The 26,987-nt window shown below is 37.5% G+C and carries 23 protein-coding genes and 1 pseudogene; 12 read left to right on the top strand and 12 right to left on the bottom strand.

The window, feature by feature from the left end; translation table 11 throughout:
* Nucleotides 1-23 precede the first annotated feature (23 nt).
* The 4 genes from BMW38_RS06290 (at nucleotide 24) to gyrA (ending at nucleotide 6,055) form a co-directional block, all read left to right on the top strand.
* Nucleotides 24-956 carry an electron transfer flavoprotein subunit alpha/FixB family protein gene (locus tag BMW38_RS06290; RefSeq protein ID WP_092706609.1) on the top strand — a complete coding sequence of 311 codons (933 nt, stop codon included), beginning with the start codon at nucleotides 24-26 and terminating at the stop codon, nucleotides 954-956.
* A 76-nt stretch (nucleotides 957-1,032) separates the two neighbouring features.
* On the top strand, nucleotides 1,033-1,872 hold the full coding sequence (locus tag BMW38_RS06285) for a helix-turn-helix domain-containing protein (protein WP_170834040.1): 840 nt from the start codon (nucleotides 1,033-1,035) through the stop codon (nucleotides 1,870-1,872).
* Nucleotides 1,873-1,965: 93 nt separating this feature from the next.
* Complete coding sequence (locus tag BMW38_RS06280; RefSeq protein WP_092706607.1) at nucleotides 1,966-2,925, top strand: MBL fold metallo-hydrolase; 960 nt, start codon at nucleotides 1,966-1,968, stop codon at nucleotides 2,923-2,925.
* Between the two features lie 415 nt (nucleotides 2,926-3,340).
* A complete protein-coding gene (gene gyrA, locus BMW38_RS06275) occupies nucleotides 3,341-6,055 on the top strand; it encodes a DNA gyrase subunit A (RefSeq protein ID WP_092706605.1) in 2,715 nt (904 codons plus the stop codon).
* A gap of 52 nt (nucleotides 6,056-6,107) precedes the next feature.
* On the opposite strand, the gene BMW38_RS06270 is transcribed toward gyrA, so the two are convergent.
* The 8 genes from BMW38_RS06270 to BMW38_RS06235 all read right to left on the bottom strand — a co-directional run bounded on the left by BMW38_RS06270 (nucleotide 6,108) and on the right by BMW38_RS06235 (nucleotide 15,018).
* Nucleotides 6,108-7,754 carry an ArnT family glycosyltransferase gene (locus tag BMW38_RS06270; protein WP_092706603.1) on the bottom strand — a complete coding sequence of 549 codons (1,647 nt, stop codon included), beginning with the start codon at nucleotides 7,752-7,754 and terminating at the stop codon, nucleotides 6,108-6,110.
* 9 nt (nucleotides 7,755-7,763) lie between these two features.
* Nucleotides 7,764-8,144, bottom strand: a complete 381-nt coding sequence (locus BMW38_RS06265) for a GtrA family protein (RefSeq protein ID WP_092706601.1) — start codon at nucleotides 8,142-8,144, stop codon at nucleotides 7,764-7,766.
* A complete protein-coding gene (locus tag BMW38_RS06260) occupies nucleotides 8,144-9,124 on the bottom strand; it encodes a glycosyltransferase family 2 protein (RefSeq protein WP_092706599.1) in 981 nt (326 codons plus the stop codon). Before BMW38_RS06260 ends, BMW38_RS06265 begins: the two co-directional genes overlap by 1 nt.
* Entirely contained in the window at nucleotides 9,121-9,915 is a 795-nt protein-coding gene (locus tag BMW38_RS06255; RefSeq protein WP_092706597.1) for a ChbG/HpnK family deacetylase, read from the bottom strand. The genes BMW38_RS06260 and BMW38_RS06255 overlap by 4 nt, the downstream gene beginning before the upstream one ends.
* Before the next feature lie 259 nt (nucleotides 9,916-10,174).
* Complete coding sequence (locus BMW38_RS06250; protein ID WP_092706595.1) at nucleotides 10,175-11,266, bottom strand: A1S_2622 family ABC transporter permease subunit; 1,092 nt, start codon at nucleotides 11,264-11,266, stop codon at nucleotides 10,175-10,177.
* Nucleotides 11,263-12,393 (bottom strand): ABC transporter permease, encoded by a 1,131-nt coding sequence (locus BMW38_RS06245; RefSeq protein WP_213031110.1) that lies wholly within the window; start codon nucleotides 12,391-12,393, stop codon nucleotides 11,263-11,265. The genes BMW38_RS06250 and BMW38_RS06245 overlap by 4 nt, the downstream gene beginning before the upstream one ends.
* 3 nt (nucleotides 12,394-12,396) lie before the next feature.
* A complete protein-coding gene (locus tag BMW38_RS06240; RefSeq protein ID WP_092706591.1) occupies nucleotides 12,397-13,518 on the bottom strand; it encodes an HlyD family secretion protein in 1,122 nt (373 codons plus the stop codon).
* Between the two features lie 12 nt (nucleotides 13,519-13,530).
* Complete coding sequence (locus BMW38_RS06235; protein ID WP_092706589.1) at nucleotides 13,531-15,018, bottom strand: TolC family protein; 1,488 nt, start codon at nucleotides 15,016-15,018, stop codon at nucleotides 13,531-13,533.
* 385 nt (nucleotides 15,019-15,403) lie between these two features.
* On the opposite strand from BMW38_RS06235, the gene serC reads away from it, so the two are divergent.
* Complete coding sequence (gene serC / locus BMW38_RS06230; protein ID WP_017387847.1) at nucleotides 15,404-16,483, top strand: 3-phosphoserine/phosphohydroxythreonine transaminase; 1,080 nt, start codon at nucleotides 15,404-15,406, stop codon at nucleotides 16,481-16,483.
* Between the two features lie 57 nt (nucleotides 16,484-16,540).
* Here the strand turns inward: serC and BMW38_RS19425 are convergent, their stop codons facing one another.
* Entirely contained in the window at nucleotides 16,541-16,687 is a 147-nt protein-coding gene (locus tag BMW38_RS19425; protein WP_005038822.1) for a hypothetical protein, read from the bottom strand.
* Between the two features lie 33 nt (nucleotides 16,688-16,720).
* Entirely contained in the window at nucleotides 16,721-17,662 is a 942-nt protein-coding gene (locus BMW38_RS06225) for a hypothetical protein (RefSeq protein ID WP_092706642.1), read from the bottom strand.
* Between the two features lie 247 nt (nucleotides 17,663-17,909).
* On the opposite strand from BMW38_RS06225, the gene BMW38_RS06220 reads away from it, so the two are divergent.
* A complete protein-coding gene (locus BMW38_RS06220) occupies nucleotides 17,910-18,398 on the top strand; it encodes a YaiI/YqxD family protein (protein ID WP_092706587.1) in 489 nt (162 codons plus the stop codon).
* A 7-nt stretch (nucleotides 18,399-18,405) separates the two neighbouring features.
* Nucleotides 18,406-19,314 carry a DMT family transporter gene (locus BMW38_RS06215; protein ID WP_092706585.1) on the top strand — a complete coding sequence of 303 codons (909 nt, stop codon included), beginning with the start codon at nucleotides 18,406-18,408 and terminating at the stop codon, nucleotides 19,312-19,314.
* Between the two features lie 29 nt (nucleotides 19,315-19,343).
* Here the strand turns inward: BMW38_RS06215 and BMW38_RS19580 are convergent.
* Nucleotides 19,344-19,445 (bottom strand): annotated as a pseudogene (locus BMW38_RS19580) (PilZ domain-containing protein); the annotation flags it as partial.
* A 128-nt stretch (nucleotides 19,446-19,573) separates the two neighbouring features.
* Between BMW38_RS19580 and BMW38_RS06205 the strand changes: the two are divergent.
* The 3 genes from BMW38_RS06205 (at nucleotide 19,574) to BMW38_RS06195 (ending at nucleotide 24,004) form a co-directional block, all read left to right on the top strand.
* Complete coding sequence (locus BMW38_RS06205; protein WP_056481535.1) at nucleotides 19,574-20,809, top strand: lipoprotein-releasing ABC transporter permease subunit; 1,236 nt, start codon at nucleotides 19,574-19,576, stop codon at nucleotides 20,807-20,809.
* On the top strand, nucleotides 20,802-21,488 hold the full coding sequence (lolD, locus tag BMW38_RS06200; RefSeq protein WP_092706583.1) for a lipoprotein-releasing ABC transporter ATP-binding protein LolD: 687 nt from the start codon (nucleotides 20,802-20,804) through the stop codon (nucleotides 21,486-21,488). The genes BMW38_RS06205 and lolD overlap by 8 nt, the downstream gene beginning before the upstream one ends.
* Before the next feature lie 83 nt (nucleotides 21,489-21,571).
* A complete protein-coding gene (locus tag BMW38_RS06195; RefSeq protein WP_092706581.1) occupies nucleotides 21,572-24,004 on the top strand; it encodes a DNA internalization-related competence protein ComEC/Rec2 in 2,433 nt (810 codons plus the stop codon).
* On the opposite strand, the gene BMW38_RS06190 is transcribed toward BMW38_RS06195, so the two are convergent.
* Nucleotides 23,957-24,940 carry a lysophospholipid acyltransferase family protein gene (locus tag BMW38_RS06190; protein WP_092706579.1) on the bottom strand — a complete coding sequence of 328 codons (984 nt, stop codon included), beginning with the start codon at nucleotides 24,938-24,940 and terminating at the stop codon, nucleotides 23,957-23,959. The genes BMW38_RS06195 and BMW38_RS06190 overlap by 48 nt on opposite strands.
* 132 nt (nucleotides 24,941-25,072) lie before the next feature.
* Between BMW38_RS06190 and sppA the strand changes: the two genes are divergently transcribed.
* Both sppA and BMW38_RS06180 read left to right on the top strand, forming a co-directional pair.
* Nucleotides 25,073-26,089: a signal peptide peptidase SppA gene (gene sppA, locus BMW38_RS06185; protein ID WP_017387852.1), complete on the top strand. Its 1,017-nt coding sequence runs from the start codon at nucleotides 25,073-25,075 to the stop codon at nucleotides 26,087-26,089.
* A gap of 21 nt (nucleotides 26,090-26,110) precedes the next feature.
* The gene (locus BMW38_RS06180) at nucleotides 26,111-26,920 is read left to right on the top strand and encodes an alpha/beta fold hydrolase (protein ID WP_080027613.1); all 810 of its coding nucleotides are present in this window, start codon (nucleotides 26,111-26,113) and stop codon (nucleotides 26,918-26,920) included.
* Nucleotides 26,921-26,987 lie beyond the last annotated feature (67 nt).

Raw genomic sequence — 26,987 nt, 5'->3', positions numbered from 1 at the left:
ATCTAATACGGAAGGATAAAATCATGAGTATTTTAGTTATCGCTGATCACAACAACCAAGTACTTAACGGTGCTACTTTAAACGTTGTTGCTGCAGCACAAAAAATCGGTGGTGATATTACTGTATTAGTTGCTGGTTCTGGTGCTCAGGCAGTTGCTGATGCTGCTGCTAAAGTTGCTGGTGTAAGCAAGGTTTTACTTGCTGACAATGCTGCTTATGCAAACCAGTTAGCTGAAAACGTAGCTGCTTTAGTTGCTGATTTGGCTAAAGGTTACAAATACGTATTAGCTGCTTCTACAACAACTGGTAAGAACATTCTTCCACGTGTTGCTGCTCTTCTTGATGTAAGCATGATTACAGATATTATTTCTGTTGAATCTGCTAACACATTCAAGCGTCCGATCTATGCAGGTAACGCGATTGCAACTGTTCAGTCTGACGAAGCAATCATTGTTGGTACTGTTCGTGGTACAGCATTTGATCCAGTCGCTGCTGAAGGTGGTTCTGCTGCGATTGAAGCAGTAAGTGAAGCCAAAGATGCGGGTATTTCTAACTTCGTATCTGAAGAAATCGTTAAGCTTGACCGTCCTGAATTGACAGCTGCTCGTATTGTTGTTTCTGGTGGTCGTGGTGTAGGTTCTGGTGAGAACTATCATAAAGTACTTGACCCATTAGCTGACAAGCTTGGTGCAGCACAAGGTGCTTCACGTGCAGCAGTTGATGCAGGCTTTGTACCTAACGACTTCCAAGTTGGTCAAACTGGTAAAATCGTAGCGCCTGATCTTTATGTTGCTGTTGGTATTTCTGGCGCGATTCAGCATTTAGCTGGTATGAAAGATTCTAAAGTTATTGTTGCAATCAACAAAGACGAAGAAGCTCCAATCAACAGTGTTGCTGACTACTGGTTAGTTGGTGATTTGAACACTGTGGTACCAGAGTTGGTAAGCAAGTTGTAATTTACAGCTTGTCACTTATTCAAAAACGCCCTTGTGCTATAAATAGCCAAGGGCGTTTTTTATTTAGATCATCATTATGAATATCATTTTTTCTACTTCCGTAGAGGCTCATCAATTGCATCAATCACTTGTGAGATTGGCAAGGGCAGATATGGCGCGAGATTATTTGTGTATTCGATCGAAAAGTCAGCATGGCCTGTCAAATATTAAAGTGAACCGGTTGCACATGGGCATCATTTTGCATGGTCAACAGCAACTAAATATTCAAACAAAACAAATCAATTTAAGTGCTGGCAACTTGTATATCGTGAAACCAGATACGATTATTGATGCAGTTAATCTACCAGATCCAGTGACGGGTGAATACTTAACCATTCTTGTACCCATGTGTGAAGAGGTGATTCAAGCTGCACAGATGATTTGGGCTAAGCCGATTGTAGACAAAACTGAAGCTATATTAAAATTTTCAATCGATGATTTTTCTACACATCTAGCTGAGTGGCGGACAGCTTTGTTTGATAACGATCTGGTGAAAGCACGTTTATGTATTGCCTCTATACTTGTACAGCTGTGCCAACAGCATTATTCGGATGTATTAATTGTACCTCCACCTAAATTGGCAAAAATAATTCATGACTGGGTAATAGAGAGTCCACAGCACCATTGGCAATCTAGCGAGATTGAAATGCGTTTAGGTTTGAGTAGTGCAACACTTCGCCGCAAACTTAAGCATGAAGAAACATCCTTAAGAGAAACGATTACTCAGGCACGTCTTGCTTATGCACTTGGGCTGTTATATTCAAATAAGTTGCCCATGAAAACTATTGCAGCAAAATCTGGATATCAATCCGTTGCTATTTTTCGTGAACGCTTTATAGAGCGTTATGGTGTAGACCCAACTGTGTTAGCTGCCTAATAATTCAATTTGAGCGATTCACACCGATTTTTGAGCGATTTAGATAGATAAAAATGGATAGAGTTGAGGTATTAAAATACTAAGGATTCTATTGTGAAATTATTAAAATCAATTGCGATATTATGGCTAGCAAGCGCCAGTGTTATCACACATGCTCAACAAAATTCCAGCGTTCATCAGGTTGATGGTTATTTTTTACAACCTGTAGGCAATCTCAAAGTAACAGCATTATTCGATGGAGAACTAGGATTACCTCGTAGTGATTTATTGGGTATTTCAGCTGAAAAAGCGAATCAGTTGTTTACAGAAAATTTTGTTCCTGTAGATGAACATAATCATATTGTCACAGATTTCTCTGCCTATCTTGTACAAACACCTACACAAAACATTTTAATTGATGCAGGTACTGCAAAATGTTTTGGTCCAACCTTGGGCTATGTACGTGAAAATCTGAAGAAGGCAGGTATACAACCTGAACAAATAGATACGATCTTGATTACACATGCTCATCCTGATCATTTATGTGGAATTACGCTAGATGGCAAAATGGCTTATCCGAATGCCAAAGTTTATTTGGCTAAAGAGGATGTGGATTTTTGGACGTCGACTGTTAATGAAGCAAAAGCCACTGATTTTTTTAAGCCAATATTTAAAATGACCAGAGATGCATTAAAGCCTTATCAGGAGGCTGGCCGATTGATTGCTTTTACTAAAGCTTCTTTTAATGTACCGAATGTTCAACTCATAACGACTCATGGGCATACGGAAGGTCATTCATCTTATTTGGTAGATGGACAGAAAGGACAAAAGTTCTTAGGTCTAGGTGATGTTGTGCATTATGCAGCAGTGCAATTTCCTTACCCCGAGGCAAGTTATAAACCTGATACTGACTCTAAGCATGCGGTCACGGTCCGTAAAAAGATCTTTGAGCAAGCCTATAAAAATCAGTGGTGGATAGGTGCTGCACATATAGCTTTTCCTGGCATAGGACATATTGGTAAAAATTCAAAAGGATATCAGTGGGTTCCTGCTCAATATCGACCTGTAAAATAAAAACTCTAAAATGATTTTTAAAGAAATCAGAAGAATAATAGATTTGACTAAAAACAAGAATGTTCAAGCTAAATATCGTTGAACCAAGCTAATTAAAAAAGTTTTATTTTTAAGAATAAATAAAAAGTGCTCTCTAGGGAGCACTTTTGTGTTGGTTGTATTTTAGTCGAATTGTGCAGTTTTTAAAAATACATTTAAAAGCAGAAATGTCTAATTTTAACTTGTTAATTCTAATGGAATTTTTATTGTAAAAAAATGCTATTTTCAGATTGTTAAACTCCCAGTTAATGAGCAGTTTGTGCTATAGTATACAGCTATATTTTTTTCGACTTTAGTTCAGTTTTCGGAACTAAATTTTTTGCAAGATCAAGACATATAAGCAGATGGAAATTTCTATCTGTAAGAAGGAGTATGCATGAGCGTATCGGAAATCCGACCGATTGCCATTGAGGATGAACTCAAGCATTCATATTTAGATTACGCGATGAGTGTAATCGTATCTCGTGCATTGCCGGATGTGAGAGACGGTCTAAAACCTGTTCACCGTCGTGTGCTATTTGCCATGCACGAATTGGGCAATGACTATAACAAAGCCTACAAGAAATCTGCACGTGTTGTTGGGGACGTAATCGGTAAATATCACCCTCATGGTGACTCAGCTGTTTATGAAACCATTGTACGTATGGCTCAGGACTTTAGCTTACGTTATTTATTGGTAGATGGTCAGGGTAACTTCGGTTCGATTGATGGCGATAGCGCAGCTGCAATGCGTTATACCGAAGTCCGTATGACAAAGTTAGCGCATGAACTTCTTGCAGATCTAGAAAAAGACACTGTTGACTGGGAAGATAACTACGACGGATCTGAGCGTATTCCTCAGGTGGTTCCGACACGTGTTCCAAACTTGCTAATTAATGGTGCTGCCGGTATTGCTGTTGGTATGGCAACAAACATGGCACCACACAACATGACAGAAGTTGTGAATGCATGTTTAGCCTATGCCGACAATCCGAATATCTCGATTGAAGGATTGATGGAATATATTACTGGTCCTGATTTCCCTACAGGCGGTATTATTTACGGTAAATCAGGTATTGTTGATGCTTACCGTACAGGTAAAGGCCGACTACACATTCGTGGTAAGTACCATTTCGAAGAAGATGAAAAGACAGGTCGTATAACCATCGTCTTTACTGAAATTCCATATCAAGTTAACAAAGCAAGAGTTATTGAGCGTATTGCCGAGTTAGTTAAAGAGAAAAAACTTGAAGGTATTTCAGAGCTTCGTGATGAGTCTGACAAAGACGGGATGCGTATTGCGATTGACTTGAAACGCGGTGAAAACGCCGAAGTCATTGTAAATAACTTATTCTTAAATACACAGCTTGAAAACTCATTCAGCATCAATATGGTTTGTCTTGACAATGGACAACCAAAATTGATGAATCTGAAAGATATTATTGCGGCATTTATTCGTCACCGCCAAGAAGTAGTGACACGCCGTACCATGTTCGAATTGCGTAAAGCACGTGAACGTGGTCATATCTTGGAAGGCTTAACCGTTGCCTTAGCCAATATTGATGAAATTATCGAAACCATTAAAACTTCTGCTAACCCAGCTGAAGCGCGTGAGCGTTTACTTACAGGTGAGTGGGCTGGCGGTGGTGTTGTTTCTTTACTCGAAAAAGCTGGTGCTATTTCTGTTCGCCCAGATGAAATCGAAGGTGAAAACCCAGATCGTCCATTTGGCTTATCTGAATCGATTTATCGTCTATCTCCAACGCAAGTAGGTGCAATTTTAGAGTTGCGTTTACATCGTTTAACGGGTCTTGAGCAAGACAAATTACATGCTGAATATACTGAAATTTTAGGTCAAATTGCTGAACTTACTGCAATTCTTAATGATTTCAATTTATTGATGGCTGTGATTCGTGAAGAATTAGCACAAGTTTTACAACAGTATGGTGATGGACGTCGTACGGAAATTATTGAATCGCGTATTGATTTTAGTCGTGAAGATTTAATTCCAGAAGAACAAGTTGTATTAACGGTTTCACAAACAGGTTACGCAAAAACTCAACCGCTTTCTGACTATCAGGCTCAGCGCCGTGGTGGACGTGGTAAGTCTGCAACTTCAATGAAGAGTGATGACTTTATTCAACATCTCATTGTAGCTTCAAACCATGCGACTGTGCTGTGTTTTACTAACGTAGGTAAAGTATATCGCCTTCGCGTATTTGAAGTGCCTCAAGCATCACGTGGTGCAAAAGGCCGCCCGATTATAAACTTGTTACCTTTAGATGCGAACGAAACAGTAACTGCGATCTTGCCGTTAACAGAGTTCCTAGAAAACCATTACGTATTTATGGCAACAGCTTCAGGTACAGTTAAACGTGTTGATTTAGAGCAGTTCTCTAACATTCGTTCAAATGGCTTACGTGCAATTGAACTTAATGAAGAGGATACCTTAATTGGTGTTGCGATTACTGATGGTAATCAGCAAATCATGTTGTTCTCGAATGAAGGTAAGGCAATTCGTTTTGCTGAAACCGATGTGCGTTCAATGGGTCGTACTGCTAAAGGCGTCCGTGGTATGCGCGTTAGCATTGCAAGCAACACTTTAAGTGAAGAAGATGCAGAAATTGAAAATGATGAATCTGATGATAATGAAGATTCAGCAGAGTTAAGTGTAGTAAGTCGCATCGTATCACTTGTTGTTGTTCCTGAAACGGGTGAAGTGCTGTGTGCGAGTGCCAATGGTTATGGTAAACGTACTCCTGTAAATGACTTCCCAACCAAAAAACGTGGTGGTAAGGGTGTTATTGCAATTAAGACAAGTGAACGTAATGGTGAGCTTGTGGGTGCGGTATCTATTGATGAAAGCAAAGAACTGTTGCTTATTTCTGATGGCGGTACATTAGTTCGTACTCGTGCAGCAGAAGTTGCAATGACTGGTCGTAATGCACAAGGTGTACGTCTAATTCGTTTAAGCGAAGAAGAAACCTTGGTGGGTGTTGTGTCTATTGAAGCGGTTGAAGATGAAGAAGAGTTTCTCGAAGGAGAGGTTGATACTTCAGAATTAGATACCGAAGATGCAGTGTCTACGAATGACGATGCATCAGAAGAGTAAGTAGAAATTAAATAAAAAAAGGAAGCGTAAGCTTCCTTTTTTTATTGGCGGCTTATTTGGAGTTATGAAAGATAAATAGATCATAATTTCGATAATGTAATGTTTTAACAGAGGGATCTTTAGTCGCAAAATTATTGGGTTGACTCACTAAAATAAGATCTTGCTTTTGCTTTAAAGCATTTTGAAGCTGTTGCTCACTCCATAAGTATTTTTTGCGTTGTGGTTCAAACAACAAACCATCTTTAATTTCTAAAGAGGCACTATCTGAATGCACGGCATCCCATTGGTTTACAATATATACAGGCTGTTTTAGGTGTAAAAGAAATGGAACATCATAGAAATAGTAATTGTAGAAAACTATTTTTGTTGATGGTGTCATATATTCAGCAAAACTCGTTTGTCCCACATTATTTTTGGTATCTAAAATACGAACGGCAAAAGGAACTGAACTACACAGAACAATTAAACTAATAAAAATATAGTTCAAATAGTTTAATTTCTGATTTTTATATAAACAGACTAAAGCCAGTGGAAGCACAATTAATAGAGCACCAATTGTATAAATGAATAGGGCTTGGTTTTGGAAAAAGGGTTGATGTGCACGAATGAAATGCGGTGTAGCAGTAATACCTATTCCGACAAGCATAATAAATATAGGTACACCCCAAACCTGTAATTTAGTTTTGTAGTCGCTTTCAATCACTTGATTAATAACGAGTGCCAAGAAAATAGCGAGCGGGGGCACAGCTGGTAAAATATAGCCTGCTAGTTTAGACGGAGGAATAGAGAAAAAAATGGTGACAGAAATAAACCACCATATAAGCAGGGCAAGTAAAGTGGATTGTTTATAATTTTGAAATACGGTTTTAATAGATTGAAATCTACTCGCAAAAATCCATGGTAAGTAACTGACAAATAAAATAAGCAGATAGAAATACCATGGTTGCTTATTATTAAACTCTTTTGAACTAAATCGGCTAAACTGCTGGTCTATAAAGAAATAATGTAAAAATTGAGGATATTTAAGTTGAACTGCATATAGCCATGGACTAACCAGTAATATAAATAAAAGAATAGCAAAAGGGTTAAGCAATGAAGGAATTTTTTTCCATTGTTTCGTGTAGAGCAACCATGGTAAGAGAATCATACCGGGAATTAATACACCAATCAGGCCTTTACTTAAAAATGCTGCTGCACCCGCAAAATACCCTAAAAACAAAATAGATTTACGTGCTGAAATTGTGAAATCAACAAAACATAAAACACTTACTGTAATCCATGAAGCTAGGAGTAGATCATGGTTAATATATTCGCTACTACCAAAAAACAATAAATTGGTACCTAAAATAATGGCAGTAAGCTGTGCTACACGTTCTGAAATATGCTTTCTAACAAATAAGAATAGGCTGACTAGCATGAGTGTAGCTGCTAATACTGGAACTAATCTCAACACCCAAATATGCATACCGAAAAGCTCCATAAATATAGAACTTAACCAGTGTAATAAAGGGGGCTTATGCATAAATGGCAAACTATTGATGCGGGGAATTAACCAATCGCCCGATTCAAACATAGATCGACTAATGTCTCCGTAGCGTCCTTCATCTGGTACAGAAAGAGGTCTTATCCAAGATAAAACAAATAGCCAAATCGGTAAAAATATTAATAAGAATTTGGAACTACGAAGCCATTGCTGCATACATAATCCTTAATGTTGAAATGCAAAAAAGCGGTTAAGCAAGAAAGTCACAATTGAAGTCAGGACAATAGCCACACAAACCAAAGTTGAAACTGGGGTGCTGAAATACAGATTAGAAAGTAAGAGAAAGCTCTCGTTGAATAAAAAACCTAATCCAGCGACTAAAGTAAATTTGGGTAATGTTTGTCGATGAGCAATATGCTGTGCTTTAAAAGTAAAAATACGATGCCCAAAATAGCTCACCCAATAGGCAAGTAGAAAGGCAATTAAATTTGCATACTGCAATGCAATGTTTCGTTTAAACAAGAGCATGACAATACTATAGTGGGTAAGCGCCGCTGCGGCCCCAGTAGTGGTAAACCGCGCGAGCTGAAAAATATGAGCAAACATTAGAAACTAGAGAACGTATTTTTTGATTGGGTGATAGCGTGTTCTTGCTTAATATGAGAATGTTCGGTTGAAACAATATATTTTGGTCGATTTTTAACTTCGGCATAAATTCGACCAATGTATTCACCTAAAATTCCAATGAATAACAATTGAATGCCACCTAATAAAGTCATGCCTGCTGCAAGTGTTGCCCAACCAGGCACAGAGATTCCTTCAATCAGTGTTTTAATAATAATCCAAACACCGTAACTCATAGCGCCTAAAGCCAATAGGGCACCTAAATAAATACAAATACGTAAAGGTAAATCTGAAAACCCAGTTAAACCAGACATCGCCAGATTAAATAATGCTTTCACATTAAAACTAGAACGGCCATGTTGACGATCTTGCTCGGAGAAATTGATCCCGATACTTTTAAAACCGACCCATGCATAGAGACCTTTCATGTAGCGATTTTTTTCAGGTAATTGTTTAATTGCTTCAACAACTTTTGCATCAAGAAGCCTGAAATCACCAGCATTTTCAGGAATATCAATAGGAGAACTTAAGTTTAATATACGATAGTAACCTTGGGTTAAGGTCCGTTTTAGCCATGATTCAGTGGTACGATTACGAATGCCATAGACCATGTCATAACCATTTTTCCAGAGGTTAATCATGGTTGGAATTGCTTCAAAAGGATGTTGAAAGTCAGCATCAATCAGCAGGGCGACTTCTCCCGTCACATGGTCTAAACCAGCGCTTAAAGCAGCTTCCTTGCCAAAATTTCGTGATAATTCCAGCACAACTAAAGGATAATCTTCAATCATCGTTTGCAGGATCGGAATAGTATCGTCCTTGCTTCCATCATCGACCACTATGATTTCATAGCTAAGATTTTGTTGCTTTAAACTGTTTGCTAAAGCTGGAATAAATGTCTTTAAATTCTCTGCTTCGTTATAAGCGGGAACAACGCAGGATAAAAAAGGTTTTGTGCTCATTGCATTGCCCCTAGTCTGGTAAGTTGAATGCCATTTTTTTGGCAATCAAGAGGGAACTGATCAGAACAAAAATATTGGTATTCTTGGATGCGTGCATGCTGGATCGGATCTTGCTCACTTGGTGTAGAAAGTGAGGGATGGCACATAATCAGTAAGTGATCTTTTGCCTGAGCAAGCCAATATTGGTTAAGTTCGCCATAATCAGTTTGTTTAAAGTCATAGATACCAGCGAAATATTCATTTTGGCTAAACTGGTAGCTTTGGCATGCTTTTGCTAATGCATTTGAGCCAAGTGCAGAAAGCATATGAGTTTTAAAACGATAATGAGGTAGATAAATTGGATGTTGTAAATTACGTATCCAACCAGTGAACTTTTTATCTTTTAAAAGTTGCAGCAAAATATCCCGTATAAATGGAAATTGATGAATATGTTGGTGTCCATCAATGAAATCGGGTTGCTTTCCCATGACTGAAACAAATGCATCCCATTGCTCTTCAATACACTGGGTAATTAATTCACGATTAAGATTTGATGACCATGCACGAAGCATAAGAGCAGGTAATGAAAAAACTGTATTACCTGAATTGAATGCATGGGTAAAATTTAAATGTAAACCAATATCAATTTGATTCGAAAAAGGTTTAAGTTTGGCAGCAGCAGTTTCCCATAGTTCAGATTGGGTCATACATGAGGTCGCTTGAAGTGCTCCTCTTTCAATTAACTGAAAAATTGCATTAGATATCTCTGCATTCATTGCAAAGTCATCTGCGCAATAACATACCTTTGCCATATAAAATTCCGTCATAGAGCAGGGTAGTAGAGTTACCCTTTTAGGCTGCTGAAAAACTAAACAGTTTTACTATGTAGAAATTTCCTTAATTTCAACTTAAAGTTTTTTTAAGGTTTTATGACAATTGTTACTAATTAATAATTTGAATTTATTGGTTTTTTTATATTTTTATGGTCAATAGTTTTTAAGAAATGACTTTTAACTATAAGATTTTGTAGTAAATAAAAATATAATTTATGCTCCAAGTTTAGAAAACTCTTCACTTGGATGCTTTTAAACGTGAATATGCCAAGATTAAAAAAATAAGGCCGATTGTCGAAAGAAAAATCAGTTTTGGTATAACTGTGGCTAAAGGAACACCCATCTGGTTAAGTTGCACAAACATTTGTACCCCATGTGTTGATGGTAAGCACCATGCAAACCATTGTAACCACTCAGGCATTGCTTGATGAGGCCATGCAGTGCCTGTCAGTAAGAATAGGGGAACAGAGCTAAACACAATAATATGTCCAGCACGTTCTGGCATATCTAAAAGTGAGCCGATCAGCATGCCTAATCCAATCACACAACTAATAAAAATAGGAACGGTGACTAGCAAACCAGTAAAGTTCCCACCGTGTGGATAGTCATTGAACCACAAGGTAAAACCGAAAAGATAAAAACATCCTAAACAGCCAATGGTAAATATACTTGCAAAAATTCCAGCGAAGCGAACACCTGTAATTTTTTGGTGTTGTTCACGGTAGCTTGCGATTAGCATTGCTAAACCTAACACAATCGTTTGATGGATAATTAAACCTGCAACAGCTGGAAAAATATAACTTCCATATCCTGAAAGCGGGTTAAATAATGGGACTTGATGAATAGAAAGCGCAGGTTGGAAATGTGTGCGCTCTCCAAATCTTTCAATATATTCTTTTAATGTGGCTTCAATGGATGTAGCTAAGCCTAAACCAATTTCTTTAGTTTTTAAAAAGTTGGTTGTGCTCAGATATAAGCCAATCCCACCTGTTTCTCCTCGACGCAAGCTTTGTGTTAAGTTGCTTGGTAAAAGTAAAATACCATCGGCCTTTTGTTCACGAACCATTTGTTCAGCTTGTAAAAAATTACTTGTAACGGTAACAATATGAACATGCGGGCTATTTGCACTTTGGCCGATTAATTGAGAGGTTAATAGGCTTTGTTCTTCATCAACAATTACAATTGGAATTGATTCAGCACGTTCTGCTTTATAGGCAGTTGGATAAAAAAAGCTATAAAGAATGACCGATAAAATCAGAGTTGTGAAAACCGAACTATTACTAACAATATCTTTAAATGTTTGCCCATAAGCCTTTAAAAACTCTTTCATGGTGTTGCTCCCTGAATTAATTTTTTAAGCAGCAGAGAACTTAAAAAGAAGTAAATAAGGCAGTAACCCAGAAGTATTAAAAAGGGAATCATTGAAATAAAAAGTGGACTACCAATAACCCATTGTTCGGTTTGCAGCTTGGCATAAGGTGTATAGGGGATGATGAGTGACCAAAATTTAGTGAAAATCGGTGCATTATTTAAAGGCAAAGTAACGCCTGCAAAACTTAAAGATGAGCCACCATAGACGGCAATAAAGCCAAAAGTTTTACTTAAATTTTTAGTGGCAAGAATGACCGTACTGCTAATCAGAGCATAGGCAAAATAAAGTAAAAACTGTGCGACCAGCAATAAACTTAAGGAACCCGCTACGAACCAGCCACGGATTTCAACTAGCCAAAACATCCACAACCATGTCCATACACAAAAAATAAGGCTATAGAGCAAATTTTTCGCAAGTAAACCACTAATAAAATTTTCTCGGTTTACCCATTGAGTGAGGGTATTACGTTTTAGTTCTTGTCCAATTGCAAAAGCAACACAGCAGCATAGCAACAGATGCAATACGGCAGGAACCATAAATGGCTCTAAATAAAACTCATAGCTCATGCTCGGGTTGTAAAGCGTTGATACTTTTACATGAGCTGTAGGTACATCTAAATAGGGAATATTATTTGCAAGATAACTTTGGCCTGCGTAGTCTGCTAAAGCATTGAGGGTGCTTACCAGCATTGCTGAAGAAATAGTATTCCCCACACTAAAGAAAGACTGGTTAAAAGCGATACTGATTTGAGCATCTTGCGCTTTCACAAAGCGTTTTTCAGCGCCGTCTGGAATGAAAACATAACCCCAGATTTTAGTTTCGTTAAGTAATTGTTCCGCTTCAGTAGAGCTTGCCGTAATTGTTTTAATATCTACCGTATGATTCAACGAAAGATACTTTTCAATATTGCGGCTGAGTTCACTTTGGTCCTGGTCAATAATCGCAATCGGTAAATGTTCAGCTTTACCTGCGTAAAACATGCTGCTAAACAAAAAAATGATAAAAGCGGGGATAAGTGTCACCATGCACAAATCCCATTTATTGCTTTTTAGATAGTTTAGTTCACGTAATATACTGGCAAACATGCGTTATTTTTCTTCTTTAATTTTAAATAGAACACTCATACCCACTTTTAAATCTTGCACTGGTTTTTCAGGTACAAGATGAAGTTTAAAGCTACGAATATCATAGCCTCCAGTTTGGCGAGTAGTTTTTATAGTGGCAAATTCACCTTCAGCATCAATATTCTTAATTTTAAAAGTCACATTTTGATTCAGTGCAGGAATAAAACCTTCAAGGGTTTTATTTTTATAAACAGAAGCATATTGATTTTCACCCACGTTTAAGCTGACCCATAAATCATCATCTTCTAAAATGCTGACAACAGGCACACCCATAGCGACTAACTCGGAAGGCTTCCCGTAAGTTTTTGAAATTGTACCTGAAATAGGAGAGAATAAACGTGTCTCAGCCTCAAGTGCTTTTGCTTCGCCTACAGCTGCTTTTGCAATTTCAACCTGTGCATCTGCTGTAGATTTTTGCTGACTCGTACTACCTCGTTTTGCACGTGCATATTGTTGATAAGAGGCTTCACTTAATTCTTGTGCAGAAGTTTGAGCCGCTAGCATTTCATCTCGTCTTTGACGTGAAATTACCCCTTGTCTATATAAATTTTCCCCACGTTGGTAAGTGGTTTTTGCAAGGTTTGCTTGTGCTTTTGTGCTTTGCCAGTTGGCATAAAGAGTATCGATATTTTCTTGCTGAGAACCGCGGTCTACCGTAGATTGAAATGCTAAAGCTGATTGTAAAGCTGCTAAGGCTTGTTGCTTTTTAGCTTCTATTTCTGGGCTAACCAAGCGAACAAGTGGCTGGCCTTTGGAAATTTTCTGGCCTTCTTGCACATAAATTTCTTCAATACGACTTGGAACTTTTGTACTTACGTGAATAGTTTCGGCTTCAACGCGGCCTTGTAGTTCAATGGGTTTCGGCTGATAACTTTTCCATAAACCAAAAATAATTAAACCTAATAGTGCAATAATTACTAAGCCAATAATCAGTTTAAGCTTGGAGTTTTTAGGTGGCTGAGAGTCGCCGTTATTTATGTTTGATTCAGGGATGTCACTCGCTTGATCGTTTTTTTGAGATTGGTTAATTTCTACCGTATCCGCAGCAAGAGAATCCTGTTCTGAATGAGATGATTCTTGATTCATTTTATACTCCTATTAACGGATATAGTCGGTATGTGGTTGATTGACATAAGCTTTAAATTGATCAATTGAACCATGACTTTGCAATAGAGTCGCGAGTGACATGACATATTTATAGGCATTTAAAGCCATTTCAGTTTTTAAAGCACTTAAAGCATTTTGTGCATCAATCACTTGTGTTGCTGTACCCATTCCTTCACGGAAAGAAAGCTCTTGAATACGTAAGTTTTCTTGAGCGGCATTTACGTTTCTTTGTAAGAGTTGATGGCTTTGCTGAGCAGAGTTGAGTTCGTTATATGACTTATTCAGAAGTGCCTCAATTTCTTGCTTGGTACGTTCGGTCATAAGTTCAGAAGCATAACGCTTTAATTCGGCGGCATGGATATTCTTATTTTTATCTACACCTGAAAATAGGTTGTATTTTGCCATTACACCGACAATCCAGTTTTCATTTTCATCAAGGGCATATTCACCAAATGCAAAAAGACTTGGTTTTTTTGCGGCTTGTTGAGCTTGAATATTTACGTTAGCCAGTTGAGTATCCATCTGCATTTTTTGTACAAGGCTAGATTTTTGCGAATAACTAGTTAAAAGTGATTCTAGAGACTGGCTTGGAGTGTTATTTACAAATAACGGTGTACTTAAATCTACATTATTTTGTTGATGTAGAAGATTATTAAGGCTAAAGCGACTGGCGTTTAAGTTGGCTTGAGTACTTTGTAAAGTACGTTCCGCATTATTACGAGCCACTTCAAACTGCATGCGTTGCCCTTTACTAATAAATCCTTGTTGTTCGAGCTTTAGGGCATTGCTGTAATGTTTTTGCATGGCATTAAAGTTGAATAAACTACTTGCTACCAGTTGCTGTTGTAATTGAACATTAAAATAACTTTGTACAACTTCAAAGCGCTGTACATCTTGTTGCTGTTGACTTGAAAGTTCCGAACGCTGTGCTTGAATGTTGGCTATTTTTTTTGCACTGCTGGTTAAACCACCTGTATATAGGGGCATAACGACCGAAATAGAAGGGCGTACAACCTGATCTTCTATAGTCAGGTTCGCATAGTCGGGAAAGCGATTTATACCATCATGAATGGTTTGATTTGCACCTTCTTGAACTTGTCCCAGCACATCCGATGGAATGACATTGTTCCACTGTGAAAGTTTATCGTTGAATCCCTGGCTTAAATCATTCTCAAGCTTTTGTTTAAAAGAGGCGAGGGGTACGTCTGTTTCGCTATGAAAGGCATATGCTCTAACATTTAAATCTACTCGCGGTAACCCGAGTCCTTTTACTGCTTCAGCTTCTAGTTGAGATGCTTGCTGCAAAGCTTGATTAGCTTGAGTGCTATAAGAGCTTTTTAAAGCTTGTTGTTCTGCTTCAGCATAGCTTAAGCTTTGAGCATATAAATGATTTGTGAAAAAAAGTCCTAAGGCCAAAGCAAGATGCTTGGGTTTAAAGAAAAAGGGGCAAATAGACTGTCTATATCGATGTACTGGCATTTTAAATAACAATTTCTGGCATCCCTTATAGTTTAAATTTCTTGTTATTAAATTCAATTATCATCTTGTTTCTTATACATTTGTATAGAAATAAGATAGTTTAAGCTCCCTTTAATTTTTAAATATTATAAAGCCCATATTTTGTACTACATATCAAAGTATGTGAAATTATAATCACAAGTCAAGTTGATCTTTACTCAATGAAAATGTTTTAAACTGATAAAATCACAAATAAAAGCAAAGAAATAAATACAACAATAATTGAAAAAATGATCCTAAATACAGTCCAGCATTGAAATATTTACTTGAGAAGCTGCTGCAAGCTTAAGCAATCTGTGGTTAAATGCCATTTTTATTGTGTTTGACTTTATACAAGGGAAAAATCATGCGCGCGTACAATTTCTGTGCTGGTCCTGCTGCATTACCTACTGCCGTTTTAGAAAAAGCTCAACAAGAAATGTTGGATTGGCATGGTAAAGGTCTATCCATCATGGAAATGAGTCATCGTAGTGCTGACTATGTTGCTATGGCTGAAAAAGCTGAGGCAGATTTACGTAAGTTAATGAATATTCCAGAAAACTATAAAGTACTGTTTTTACAAGGCGGTGCGTCATTACAATTTTCTGCGATTCCTTTAAACCTTTTGGGTAAGAACAATAAAGCTGATTATATTGATACTGGTATCTGGTCTGAAAAAGCGTTAAAAGAAGCAAAACGTTATGGCGACATTAATGTTGTAGACGCTGGTATTAAAGTAGATGGTAAGTTCGCAATTTCTGAACAAAGTGAATGGAATTTATCTGACGATGCAGCCTATGTACATTATGCAGATAATGAAACGATTGGTGGCTTACAGTTTGCAGGAATTCCTGATGTAAAAGCGCCACTCGTTTGTGACTATTCATCAAGTATTTTATCTGCTCCATTAGATGTGACCAAGTTTGGTTTGATCTATGCTGGCGCACAAAAAAATATTGGTCCTGCTGGTTTAACAATTGTCATTATTCGTGATGACTTACTTGATCAAGCTAAACCAGAAATTCCAAGCATCTTGAAATATGGTGACCAAGCGAAAAATGGTTCTATGGTTAATACACCATCGACTTATGCATGGTACTTGTCTGGTTTGGTATTTGAGTGGTTACTAGAGCAGGGTGGGGTAGATGCTATCCATAAAGTTAACCTCGCAAAAGCTCAGTCATTATATGGTTATATCGACTCAAGCGATTTCTACAATAACCCGATTGCAATTCCAAACCGTTCAATTATGAATGTACCGTTTACCTTGGCAGATGAAGCTTTAGAAAAGCAATTCTTAAAAGAAGCGGAAGCAAACCATTTATTAAACTTAGCTGGACATCGCTCTGTCGGTGGTATGCGTGCAAGTATTTATAATGCCGTACCATTAGAAGGCGTACAGGCTTTAATCAACTTCATGGATGATTTTGCAAAGCGTAATGGTTAAGTAAATCAAAAATAAAGCCCTCAAATGAGGGCTTTATTTTTGAATAAATTTTATAAACTAAAAAGGAACTAAACCAAACTGGTGCATGAATATGGCAGCTAAAAACATACCCAATACAAAAAAGCAAAACGCACCAGTATCGACCTTTACGCGCAGGCTACTAGATTGAATGAGGCTGGTAGTTTGTTCGGGTATAATCTTCATTCAATAACCTAATTATTAAAATATTAGTGAAATTCAATTAGTTTCACCCTTTTTAGCACAAATAGTCGCCTGAATCCAGATATTACCGCGAATATATTCGCCAATATTAAAGTTTTTATACAAATCATTTTTGGTTGCAATGCGCACTAATATGGCAGGAAGATCATCTTCTAAAACCAAAGTAACATCATAAAGGGTATATTCTGCCCCCATAAATGTCATAGAAGTTTTACCAACGATATTACCTTGGAACCATGCTTCATCTTCTTGACCAAGAGTTTCACCATATAAATAAGCAACCATTTTTGAAAAATCAACGGTTACAGGTTCTTGATCTTCTGGAGTTTTTGGTTGCCATTCATTAATGAGCTCCTGTAAATTTTCAGGAGCAACACCATTATGTTCAGTCAAAATCGCATTTAATGCACGGTGATGTTTAATAGAGGCTGGGTCATCAACAACGATTTTTTCGCCTGCTGGAACAGGTTCTAATTCATAAGCCCATGCATTAAATTGAACTTGATAATCTTTAGTTTTGTCATATTGACAAGCGTTAACGCTAAATAAATTATCAAATGCATAAACCGTTGTATCTTTATTTAGTTTTAAACTTAAAACAGCTTGTGTCGAAGAGTCACAAGTAATGATACGTTCAATTTTCGCATTATATTGATATGGACTTTCAAAACTTGGAAAGGCTGTTTTGAGTGCGCGAGGTTTCTGATTTTCAACCGCAATAATCTGGTTGATTGTAACTTTTTGGTTTTGTGGGCCTTGAATCAACCAAAAAGATTGATCCATATCTTCTTCATGTTCACATAAGCCCATTGGCATTACGGGTGCATCAAGTGCTAGTCCTAACCATTTTGGTACATCTGTTTCGGGATGGGACGTCAATAGATTCCAATGTTCGCCATGACTACCAAAATTTTGGTCATTTACTTTAATAACTTCTGGACTGTTTTGATTTTTCATAAGCATGATGCTGTTGGGTTCACATTACTTGTTATATTAAATCGAGGGTGTTTGCTATTTTTCAAGTCACCATATGTAAATTCTCTTGTAAAAGCACATATTTAGTCATTGAAAGATAGATATTGCTGCTAATTATAAAATAAAAGGTAGATCTGGCTCTTAAAAAAACTTAAACACTAAATTAAAAATAAGTTTAATGTTTATTACTATTCACCTTAGAAAAGCATCTGTTAGACTTATATTTTTAATGGAAATAGAGAATAACTTGCTGCCATTTAAGCTATGGGTAGATGCAGATGCTTTACCAAGAATATTACGTGAAGTGATTTTGCGCGCATCAGATCGTTATCAATTAGAAGTCATCTTTGTTGCTAATCAAAATGTTGGGATTACGCCTTCTGTTCGCATCAAGTCAATACAGGTTTTAAGTGGTGCAGATCAGGCCGATAAAGAAATAGTTGATCGTATGATTGAAAATGACATTGTCATTACGCAAGATATTCCACTAGCGGCTCAAGTAATTGAAAAGGGTGGCGTTGCTATTCATCCCCGAGGTGAGGTTTATACAACTGCGAATGTTAAAGCCCGGTTACATCTACGTGACTTCATGGATACGCTTCGTGGCGCGGGTGTACAAACTGGTGGATCCCCACCTATTTCCGAGCGGGATAAGCGTGAATTTTCGAGTGCATTAGATCAAACAATTTTAAAGCAAAAACGTAAAACAGCTAAGTGAGCATCGCATGCCATCGCAAACCAATTTGGCTTTAACCTATGCCTTGTTAGTGTTTATATGGGCAACAACTCCATTAGCCATTGTTTGGAGTGTGTCCGATTTACATCTTATGTGGGCATTGTTGTTACGCTTTTTTATTGCATTGCCTTTGGCAGTAACCGTATTACTGATTTTAAAAACGCCTTTTCCAACTCATCGACAAGCTATTCATAGTTACGTTGCTGGATCTTTCAGCTTAATTGGTTCTCAAATTTTCACATATGCCGCTACCCAATATTTAAGTTCAGGCATGATTGCGCTTATGTTTGGTTTAGCACCCATTATGGCTGGGCTGATTGGCCGTTTTGCATTCGGTCAGCAACTTTATAAGTTGCAATGGTTAGGTATGGCTATTGCCGTAAGTGGTTTAGCGATTATTTGCTTGAATGGATCGAATCAGCATGTGCATCCGTTTGGCATTGTTCTCATGCTGATCAGTGTTTTTGTCTATTCTTTTTCAATTTTCTGGGTTAAGAAAGTTAATGCACAAATTCAGCCTATGGCTCAGGCAACGGGATCTATTTTAGTTTCTTCGATTTTGGCAAGTTGTCTTATTCCATTTATTTGGCAATATGCACCAACACATTTACCAGAGGCCAAATCTTTATTTGCCTTAATTTATACGGTATTGATGGCCTCATTAGTCGCCATGTTTTGTTATTTCAAGCTTATACAAAACATTCAGGCAACGACTTTATCTTTAACGACAGTTATTACGCCAATGTTAGCCATGATGATTGGAGCTGCTTTAAATCATGAACAACTTTCGATTATGGTTTTTGTAGGTGCTTTAATTATCCTGTTTGGACTATTTTTATATTTCTATAAAGACATTCAGGCAAATCGAAATTTTGCCCGACATATGAAGGCTAAATAGGAGAAGATTTGGGTAATTTGTTGAGCTTATTCATTAAATTGTTCTAATTCGTAGCGAAATGCATGATCAAATTGATCTCCCAACTTAAGTAGTAGAAAATAGCGCAGCAATATAATATTAGGATTGTTAAGGAAAGATCAGAACTTACTGATTTTTAAACCTTAATACAGCATCTAACGATATGGCCAAATAGTAGATGTGGATGCGATTTGACATGAGCATCTGCTATTTCCCATCAATCACCTTGGATTTAGAAGGTATGTTTAAACCAATCTCACTGTATATAGGGTTGAGATATACTCGCGCAAGACGCAGTAATCATTTTATTTCTTTTATTGCATTGGTTTCGATGATCGGTTTGACACTAGGTGTCGCTGTGCTGATTACGGTACTTTCTGTGATGAACGGTTTCGATCGAGAACTAAAAAACCGTGTTTTGGGAATGGTTCCGCAAGCGACAGTTTCATCTACACAAATCCTCACGGATTGGCCTGAACTGGTAAAACGAGTTGAACATCATCCACATGTAACTGGGGTTGCACCTTTTACCCAATTGCAAGGTATGTTAACCGCGCAAGGGCAAGTCGCTGGTATTATGGTGACGGGTATTGACCCAAAATATGAAAAGAATGTGTCTATTATTCAAAATCATATTGTTGCTGGTAGCTTAGATTCACTTAAAAAGGGTGAGTTTGGTATTGTCCTTGGTAAAGATATGGCCGATTCATTAGGCTTACGTCTAAACGACAGCGTGACATTGGTTTTACCTGAAGCAACGCCATCTCCAGCAGGTGTAGTACCTCGTTTCAAACGCTTTAAAGTGGTTGGTATTTTTAGTGTAGGTGCTGAAGTCGACTCTATGGTGGGGTATATCGCCCTATATGATGCGTCAACCCTATTACGCTTACCAGATGGTGCTCAAGGTGTCCGTTTAAAACTAGATGATATTTTTGCCGCGCCAAAAGTTGCGGACGACTTGGTAAAAAGTTTACCAAGTAATTTCTACGCAACGAACTGGACCTATACGCATGGCAATCTGTTTAATGCCATTCAAATGGAAAAAACACTAGTTGGTTTGTTACTTGTACTTATCATTGTGGTTGCAGCATTTAATATCGTTTCGTCTTTAGTGATGGTTGTGACTGATAAAAAATCAGATATTGCCATTTTGCGTACATTAGGCGCGTCACCATCGATGATTACTAAAATATTTATGGTGCAAGGCACCGTGATTGGTGTGATTGGTACAGTCGCAGGTACGGTTTTAGGTGTAATTTTAGCTTTAACTATTAGTGACATCATTTCATGGTTTAACAATGTTTTGGGCCTAAATCTATTTGATGCTTACTTTGTGCATTACCTACCTTCTTATTTAAGATGGCAAGATGTGACGATTATTGTGATTGTGTCTTTACTTCTAAGCTTCTTGGCGACTATCTATCCGGCGCTTCGTGCGGCCAAAGTTCAACCTGCCGAGGCACTGCGCTATGAGTAAAATTGTTTTAGAAGCGAAAGATATCTATAAACATTTTGATGATGGTAAATCTAAGGTTGAAGTCATTAAAGGTCTTTCTTTACAAGTTGAAGCAGGGCAGTTTGTTTCGATTGTTGGTGCGAGTGGTTCAGGTAAAAGTACTTTGCTTCATGCGCTAGGCGGTCTAGAGCAACCAACGCAAGGACAAGTATTTTTAAATGGTCAGCGTTTTGATAATTTAGGTGAAGCCGAGCGTGGTTTTCAACGTAACAAATACCTCGGTTTTGTTTATCAATTTCACCATTTGTTACCTGAGTTTACTGCGCTTGAAAATGTGGCAATGCCTCTTATGCTTCGCCCAGATAGCCAATACAAATCGGTAAAAGCACAAGCTGAATATTTACTAGACCGAGTGGGTTTATCTCATCGTATGGATCATCAGCCAGGTGAGCTTTCAGGCGGTGAGCGCCAACGTGTCGCTTTGGCTCGTGCTTTGGTCACTCAACCTGCGGTTGTTTTGGCTGATGAACCAACAGGAAACCTAGATCGTAAAACGGCTTTAGGCATTTTTGAATTACTGACCGATCTTAAGAAAGAACTCAATATGGCCATGCTCATTGTGACTCATGATGAGCAGTTGGCTCAGGCAGCAGATTCAATCTTGCATATGGAAGATGGTCTTTGGGTAAACGGTTCTTAAAAAATTGTCATTAAATCACATTGTTAAAGCCCACTCAGTTGGGCTTTAATTTTGCCCCTAAAAAGATAACGATATGATTTTAAATGTTAAAGCTTATTTTAGTGGGGTGGGTTGTAGGTATTGCATTTATGGGAATAGATATTCCTCTCATAACGCAATATGGTTGGATTGGTAAAGTTTTGCTCTTTATCTGCTTAATTTTATATATTTTTAAGCGGCATCTTGTTGTAAATCGTCCCATATTAAAAGGAATTTATTATTTAATCTGTGGTCTAAGCCTTTTTGTTATAGGTCATCAATATGCTCAGCATGCTTTAAATGAAAGACTACAACTACGGGAGATGCAACCTGAGTCTTTAAACATTGTTGTGTATGCAGATCGAATAAGTGAAGAAAAAGATAATAAGACACAGCAACTCGCTCAGGTTCTAGGGCGGTCATCCCATGTAGTCAATTGGCTATTATATTTAAAAAATGAAAATGAGAAGGCATTGATAGAGGGTCCAAAATTACAATTAGGCCACTACTATCGGATTTCGGGTAAAACCAGACCTGCCCATAGTTACGCAGTATCAGGTGCTTTTGATCAGGAGCAATGGTTCATTCAACGAAATATAATGTCAGGTTTCAGTGTTCAGCATATTGAACCTTTAAGCTCTGATGAAATTTATCGATTGGGTTATCAAAATCATTTACAACAGCAACAAAAGTTTTTTACTAGGCAACAATTAAATATAGAAAAACTCCGTCTAAAATTTAGATTAATGCTAAAAAAATCTGCATTTCAGAATAAAGGATTGTTATTAGCGCTTTTAACAGGGGATGAAAGTCTTTTAAATGAACAGATTAAAAATCAATTTAAGCAGTTAGGAATCTCTCATTTGTTGGCCATTTCAGGGCCTCATGTCCTTATTTTTGCAGTCATGTTGTCTTGGGGATTACATCAATTAGTACGACGTTATTATCCTCAGCTTTATTTATGGCAACCCAAGCAAATATTGGCAATGATTCCGTTATGTTTCGGTGTTTTGATTTATACAGCTTTTGTAGGCTTTGAAATTCCAGCCTTAAGAACTTTACTTTCAGTATTTTTATTCGCCTTTTTATTGTTGGTAAAACTACCTGTTAAGCCATTTTCACTCTTGGTTTACAGTGCAAGTCTACTTTTACTTTTTGAACCATTTAGTGTCTTATCGGCAGGTTTTTGGCTCTCTTATGGTTCTTGCTTTATTTTATTACGCATTTATCAAACCATAGTACAGACTCCAAATCTTGCTTCAGTGAGTCTGCTATCTAGAATAATTCTTTTAAGTAAAACCCTAATTGAATCTCAGAGCAAAATATTTATCGCCCTATGTCCTTTAATGCTGATTTTCTTTCAACAAATTTCATGGATTGCACCTCTCACAAATATTATTGCAGTTCCTTTGCTAGGAGCAATTATTGTTCCTTTGAATATTTTTGCTGCTTGTATGTGGCTTATTTTTAATTCAATTGGAAGTGCATTCTTTCAGATTAATGATATTTTGCTCAGTATAGTGCTGACATGTTTTAGTTTTTTAGAGAAATTATCCTTACCGCTGCAAGGTTTTAGCCTGACACCACTTGCTTTAGTGTGTCTTAGCTGTGTCATTATTATCTTATTTTTACCACGTGGTGTTTTACCGAAATCTTGGGGTCTTATATGTTGTTTACCCTTAATCATTCCAAATAAGTTATCCCAGCAAATCCAATTAAATATTATAGATGTGGGACAGGGACAAGCCATCTTTTTGCAGCATCCAGAGCAGACATGGTTAATTGATACTGGCGGTTCTTATGATGAGAAGGCTTTTAGTATTGGTCAAAATGTAGTGATCCCATATTTACGTCAGAAAGGAATTAAACAATTAGATCATGTCGTGTTATCCCATCTTGACCAAGATCATAGTGGTGCATTTCCTGCGATAAGTCAGGCTTTTCCTATCAAACAAGTCATATCAAATGAGCTATGGGCAGAGCAGGTTAAAGAACCATTTACTTATTGCCATCAAGGGCAAAAATGGCAATATCCACAATTAGATATTGAGATACTTTGGCCTAAAGAAAATGATTTAAATTTAGTTCCTTCTAATCAAAATCAATATTCTTGTGTCGTTTATATTCATTTAAAACAAGTAAAGGGTTATCAAAACTATTTAATTATGGGGGATGCTGGATGGGAAGCAGAATATCAATTAATAAAAGAATATCCTGATTTAAAAGTAGATGTCTTGGTCTTAGGTCATCATGGTAGTAAGCATAGTTCGGCCTATGACTTCTTAGCGACTTTAAATCCCAAGCTGGTTGTTGCCTCTGCCGGTTTTAATAACAGATACGGTCATCCAAGCAAAGAGGTGATAGCGAGAATACAAGCACTTAATATTCCTTTTAAAAGTACAATTGAGCAAGGAACATTAAGTTTTGTATCTCGCAATCATCAAATGGTTTTATACACTCGACGTTTTGAGCGGACTTGGCTTCACAGAACTTTGTGAAGCTTCGGCTTTAAGTCTATCTACAATTTGAAGTGCTTCATTTGGATCAATATTGTAAATATTATCTAAAGCCGGATTTGCCTTAAAACGTTTATAGCTCCAGTGATAGTGTTCTGGATAACGCTGGATGAGTTGTTCAATAGCCTGATGAATGACATAAGTTCCATCATCCGCACTACCTTCGTAGATTTTCTCATCCATAGGTTCAATGTGCATCGTAAAGCCATCATTTTCGTTACGAATTGCGTAAAGGAATAAAGCTTTTGCTTTAGTTTTTTGGATGAGCTTGGCACTTAAATTACTTGAGGCAAGTGGAACACCAAAATAATTGATCATATCGCCGCCGACGTTGGGGGTATGGTCAGGTAAAATTACGGTGGTTTCACCTTGTTTTAAAGCTTTAAAAATTTGTCTTACACCAGTTTCATCTGTAGGAACCAAATTGGCTTGCTCACGACTACGTGCTTCTCGAACAAAACGGTCTGCATCTACATTTTTTACAGGCTTGTATAAAATTGTCATTGAAGTGAACTGTGAACACCAGGCATTCATGATTTCCCATGTGCCAAAATGTGGGATGATCATAACAAGCCCTTTTTTTGCTGCAAGTGCTTCGTGATAGTAATGTTCACCTTCAACATGATGAATTCTTTCGATATTCTTACTATTTGATGAACCCCAAATACTTAAAAATTCAAAGTATGAGGTGATTTCATTACGAATAGCTTGTTGCGTAATCTCTATTCGCTGTTGTGGCGTTAAATGTGGAAGGGCGATTTGTAGGTTTAGTTCTATACTTTTTGATGTTTTAGTAATTTTTAAAGTATTGATTAACCCTGCCAACATACGAGCAAAAAAACGTCCAAATTTAATTGGCTGGCGGCTAAAAGTTTTGAGTAGGAAATATTTCATGCTTTTTATATCTAATTTGGTCATCTATCGCGGGAAAAGGAAGCAATAATTAAAAAAAGATAAAATTATTATAAATGAAATCATATTATTTAGACAGTTTTTATCAAATCAACGTATATAATGACATCATTTTAGATTAATTTGGATTGGAATTTTATGTCCGATTGGCCGCCAAAACCACAAAATGAACCTATAATCCCTAAACAAAATGGACCAGAATGGCAAATTCTCGAGAAGGCAGTGCTTGCCTCTGTAGAGGAACAGCGCCGTAGCCGTCGTTGGGGTATCTTCTTTAAAACATTAACTTTTATTTATTTGTTATTCATTATTGTACTCATGGGTAAAGGCTGTTCAACTAGTAAAGAAGGGTCTGCTGTAAGTAGTAGTAGTGCTCATCTGGCAGTTGTGGATATTATTGGAACTATTGACGCTTCAAGCAATCAATCTGTGAATAGTGAAGATACCAATAAAGCGCTTAAGCGTGCTTTTGAGGCATCAAATAGTAAAGCTGTTGCACTTAATATTAACTCACCGGGCGGTTCTCCAGTTCAGTCTGATGAAATCTGGCAGGAAATTCGTTATTTGAAAAAACAGCATCCTGATAAGAAGGTTTACGCCGTTATTGGTGATATGGGTGCATCGGGTGCGTATTATATTGCTTCTGCTGCAGATGAGATTATTGTCAATCCATCGAGTTTAGTGGGCTCAATTGGTGTCATCATGCCTAACTATGGGATTACTGGTTTAGCTCAGAAACTTGGTATCGAAGACCGCACTTTAACAGCAGGAACGAATAAAGACATTTTAAGTATGACAAAACCGATTGATCCTGTGCAAAAGCAGCACATTCAATCTGTTCTTGATAATGTTCATACTCACTTTATTACTGCAGTTAAAGAAGGACGTGGAAAGCGTTTGAAATCGAATGATCCAGCTATTTTTTCTGGTTTGTTCTGGACTGGTGACCAAGCAATCCAGTTAGGAGTTGCTGACCGTTCAGGTAACATTACGAGCTTGATGCGTGAACTAAACCTTGATAATAAAGTTGACTACACAATTGAGCGTAACCCATTACAATCAATTTTAGGTCGTATGGGTGCACAGATAGGGCAAGGGGTAAGTGAATCTATTGCTCAAGAAGTGCAGACTCGTCAAAGCGCAAAATTACAATAAAATCTGTTTTAGGATAGCGGTATGTCAATGAAACCAGTTATACACTTTGCTCATGCGAATGGCGTACCCTCAAAAGTGTATCAAAAACTGTTTGACCAGTTGAAAGGGGAATATGACATTATTTATGTTCCCCTGATTGGTCCTGATAAGCGTTATCCTGTGACTAACCATTGGCCTTCTTTGGTTGATCAGGTGATTGATAGTATTGTGCGGCAGGCGAAAGGACGTAAAGTCATTGGACTTGGGCATTCTCTTGGTTCAGTTTTAACTTTGATGGCATCTTTTCAGCGACCTGAACTCTTTTCTCAAGTGATTATGTTAGATCCACCTCTTATTTTGGGGCGATATTCATTTGCTTTTCATATGGCAAAATTATTTCGTCCTAAATTAGTTGATGCGATGACACCAGCAGGCTTATCTGCACGTCGTCGTGAACATTGGGAATCGAGAGAACAGGCGGCCGAATTGCTGCGTCCTAAAGGCTTCTATAAAGATTTTGATGAAGATTGTTTTCAAGCTTACATTGACTATGCTTTAAAAGAAGACTCGGTCCGCGGTGGAGTTACTTTAACTATTTCTCGTGAAGATGAAGTTGCAATTTTCCGTAAAAATCCTTCTTGGTGGTGGCTACCAATGCCAAAACCTAAGATGCCTGTGCATTTAGTTGTGGGTAAAGGAAGTGATTTCTTAAAAAGAGGCTTTCCTCAAATGGCAAAGCGAAAAATGGGAATTCCGTTTACCGTGGTTGAAGGGGGACATATGTTCCCTCTAGAACATCCTATTGATACAGTGAACTCTATAAAGAAATTGATTCATACTCAGCCAAATTAATTTTTAAACTTATAAAAAAAGGACATGCTAGCATGTCCTTTTTTTATTTTTGCTTTTAAGTAAAATG

The sequence above is a fragment of the Acinetobacter sp. yr461 genome (assembly GCF_900110445.1).
GTDB lineage: Bacteria > Pseudomonadota > Gammaproteobacteria > Pseudomonadales > Moraxellaceae > Acinetobacter > Acinetobacter calcoaceticus.
Note: the sequence above shows the minus strand (reverse complement) of the source record. Positions and strands in the feature narration are given on the sequence as shown.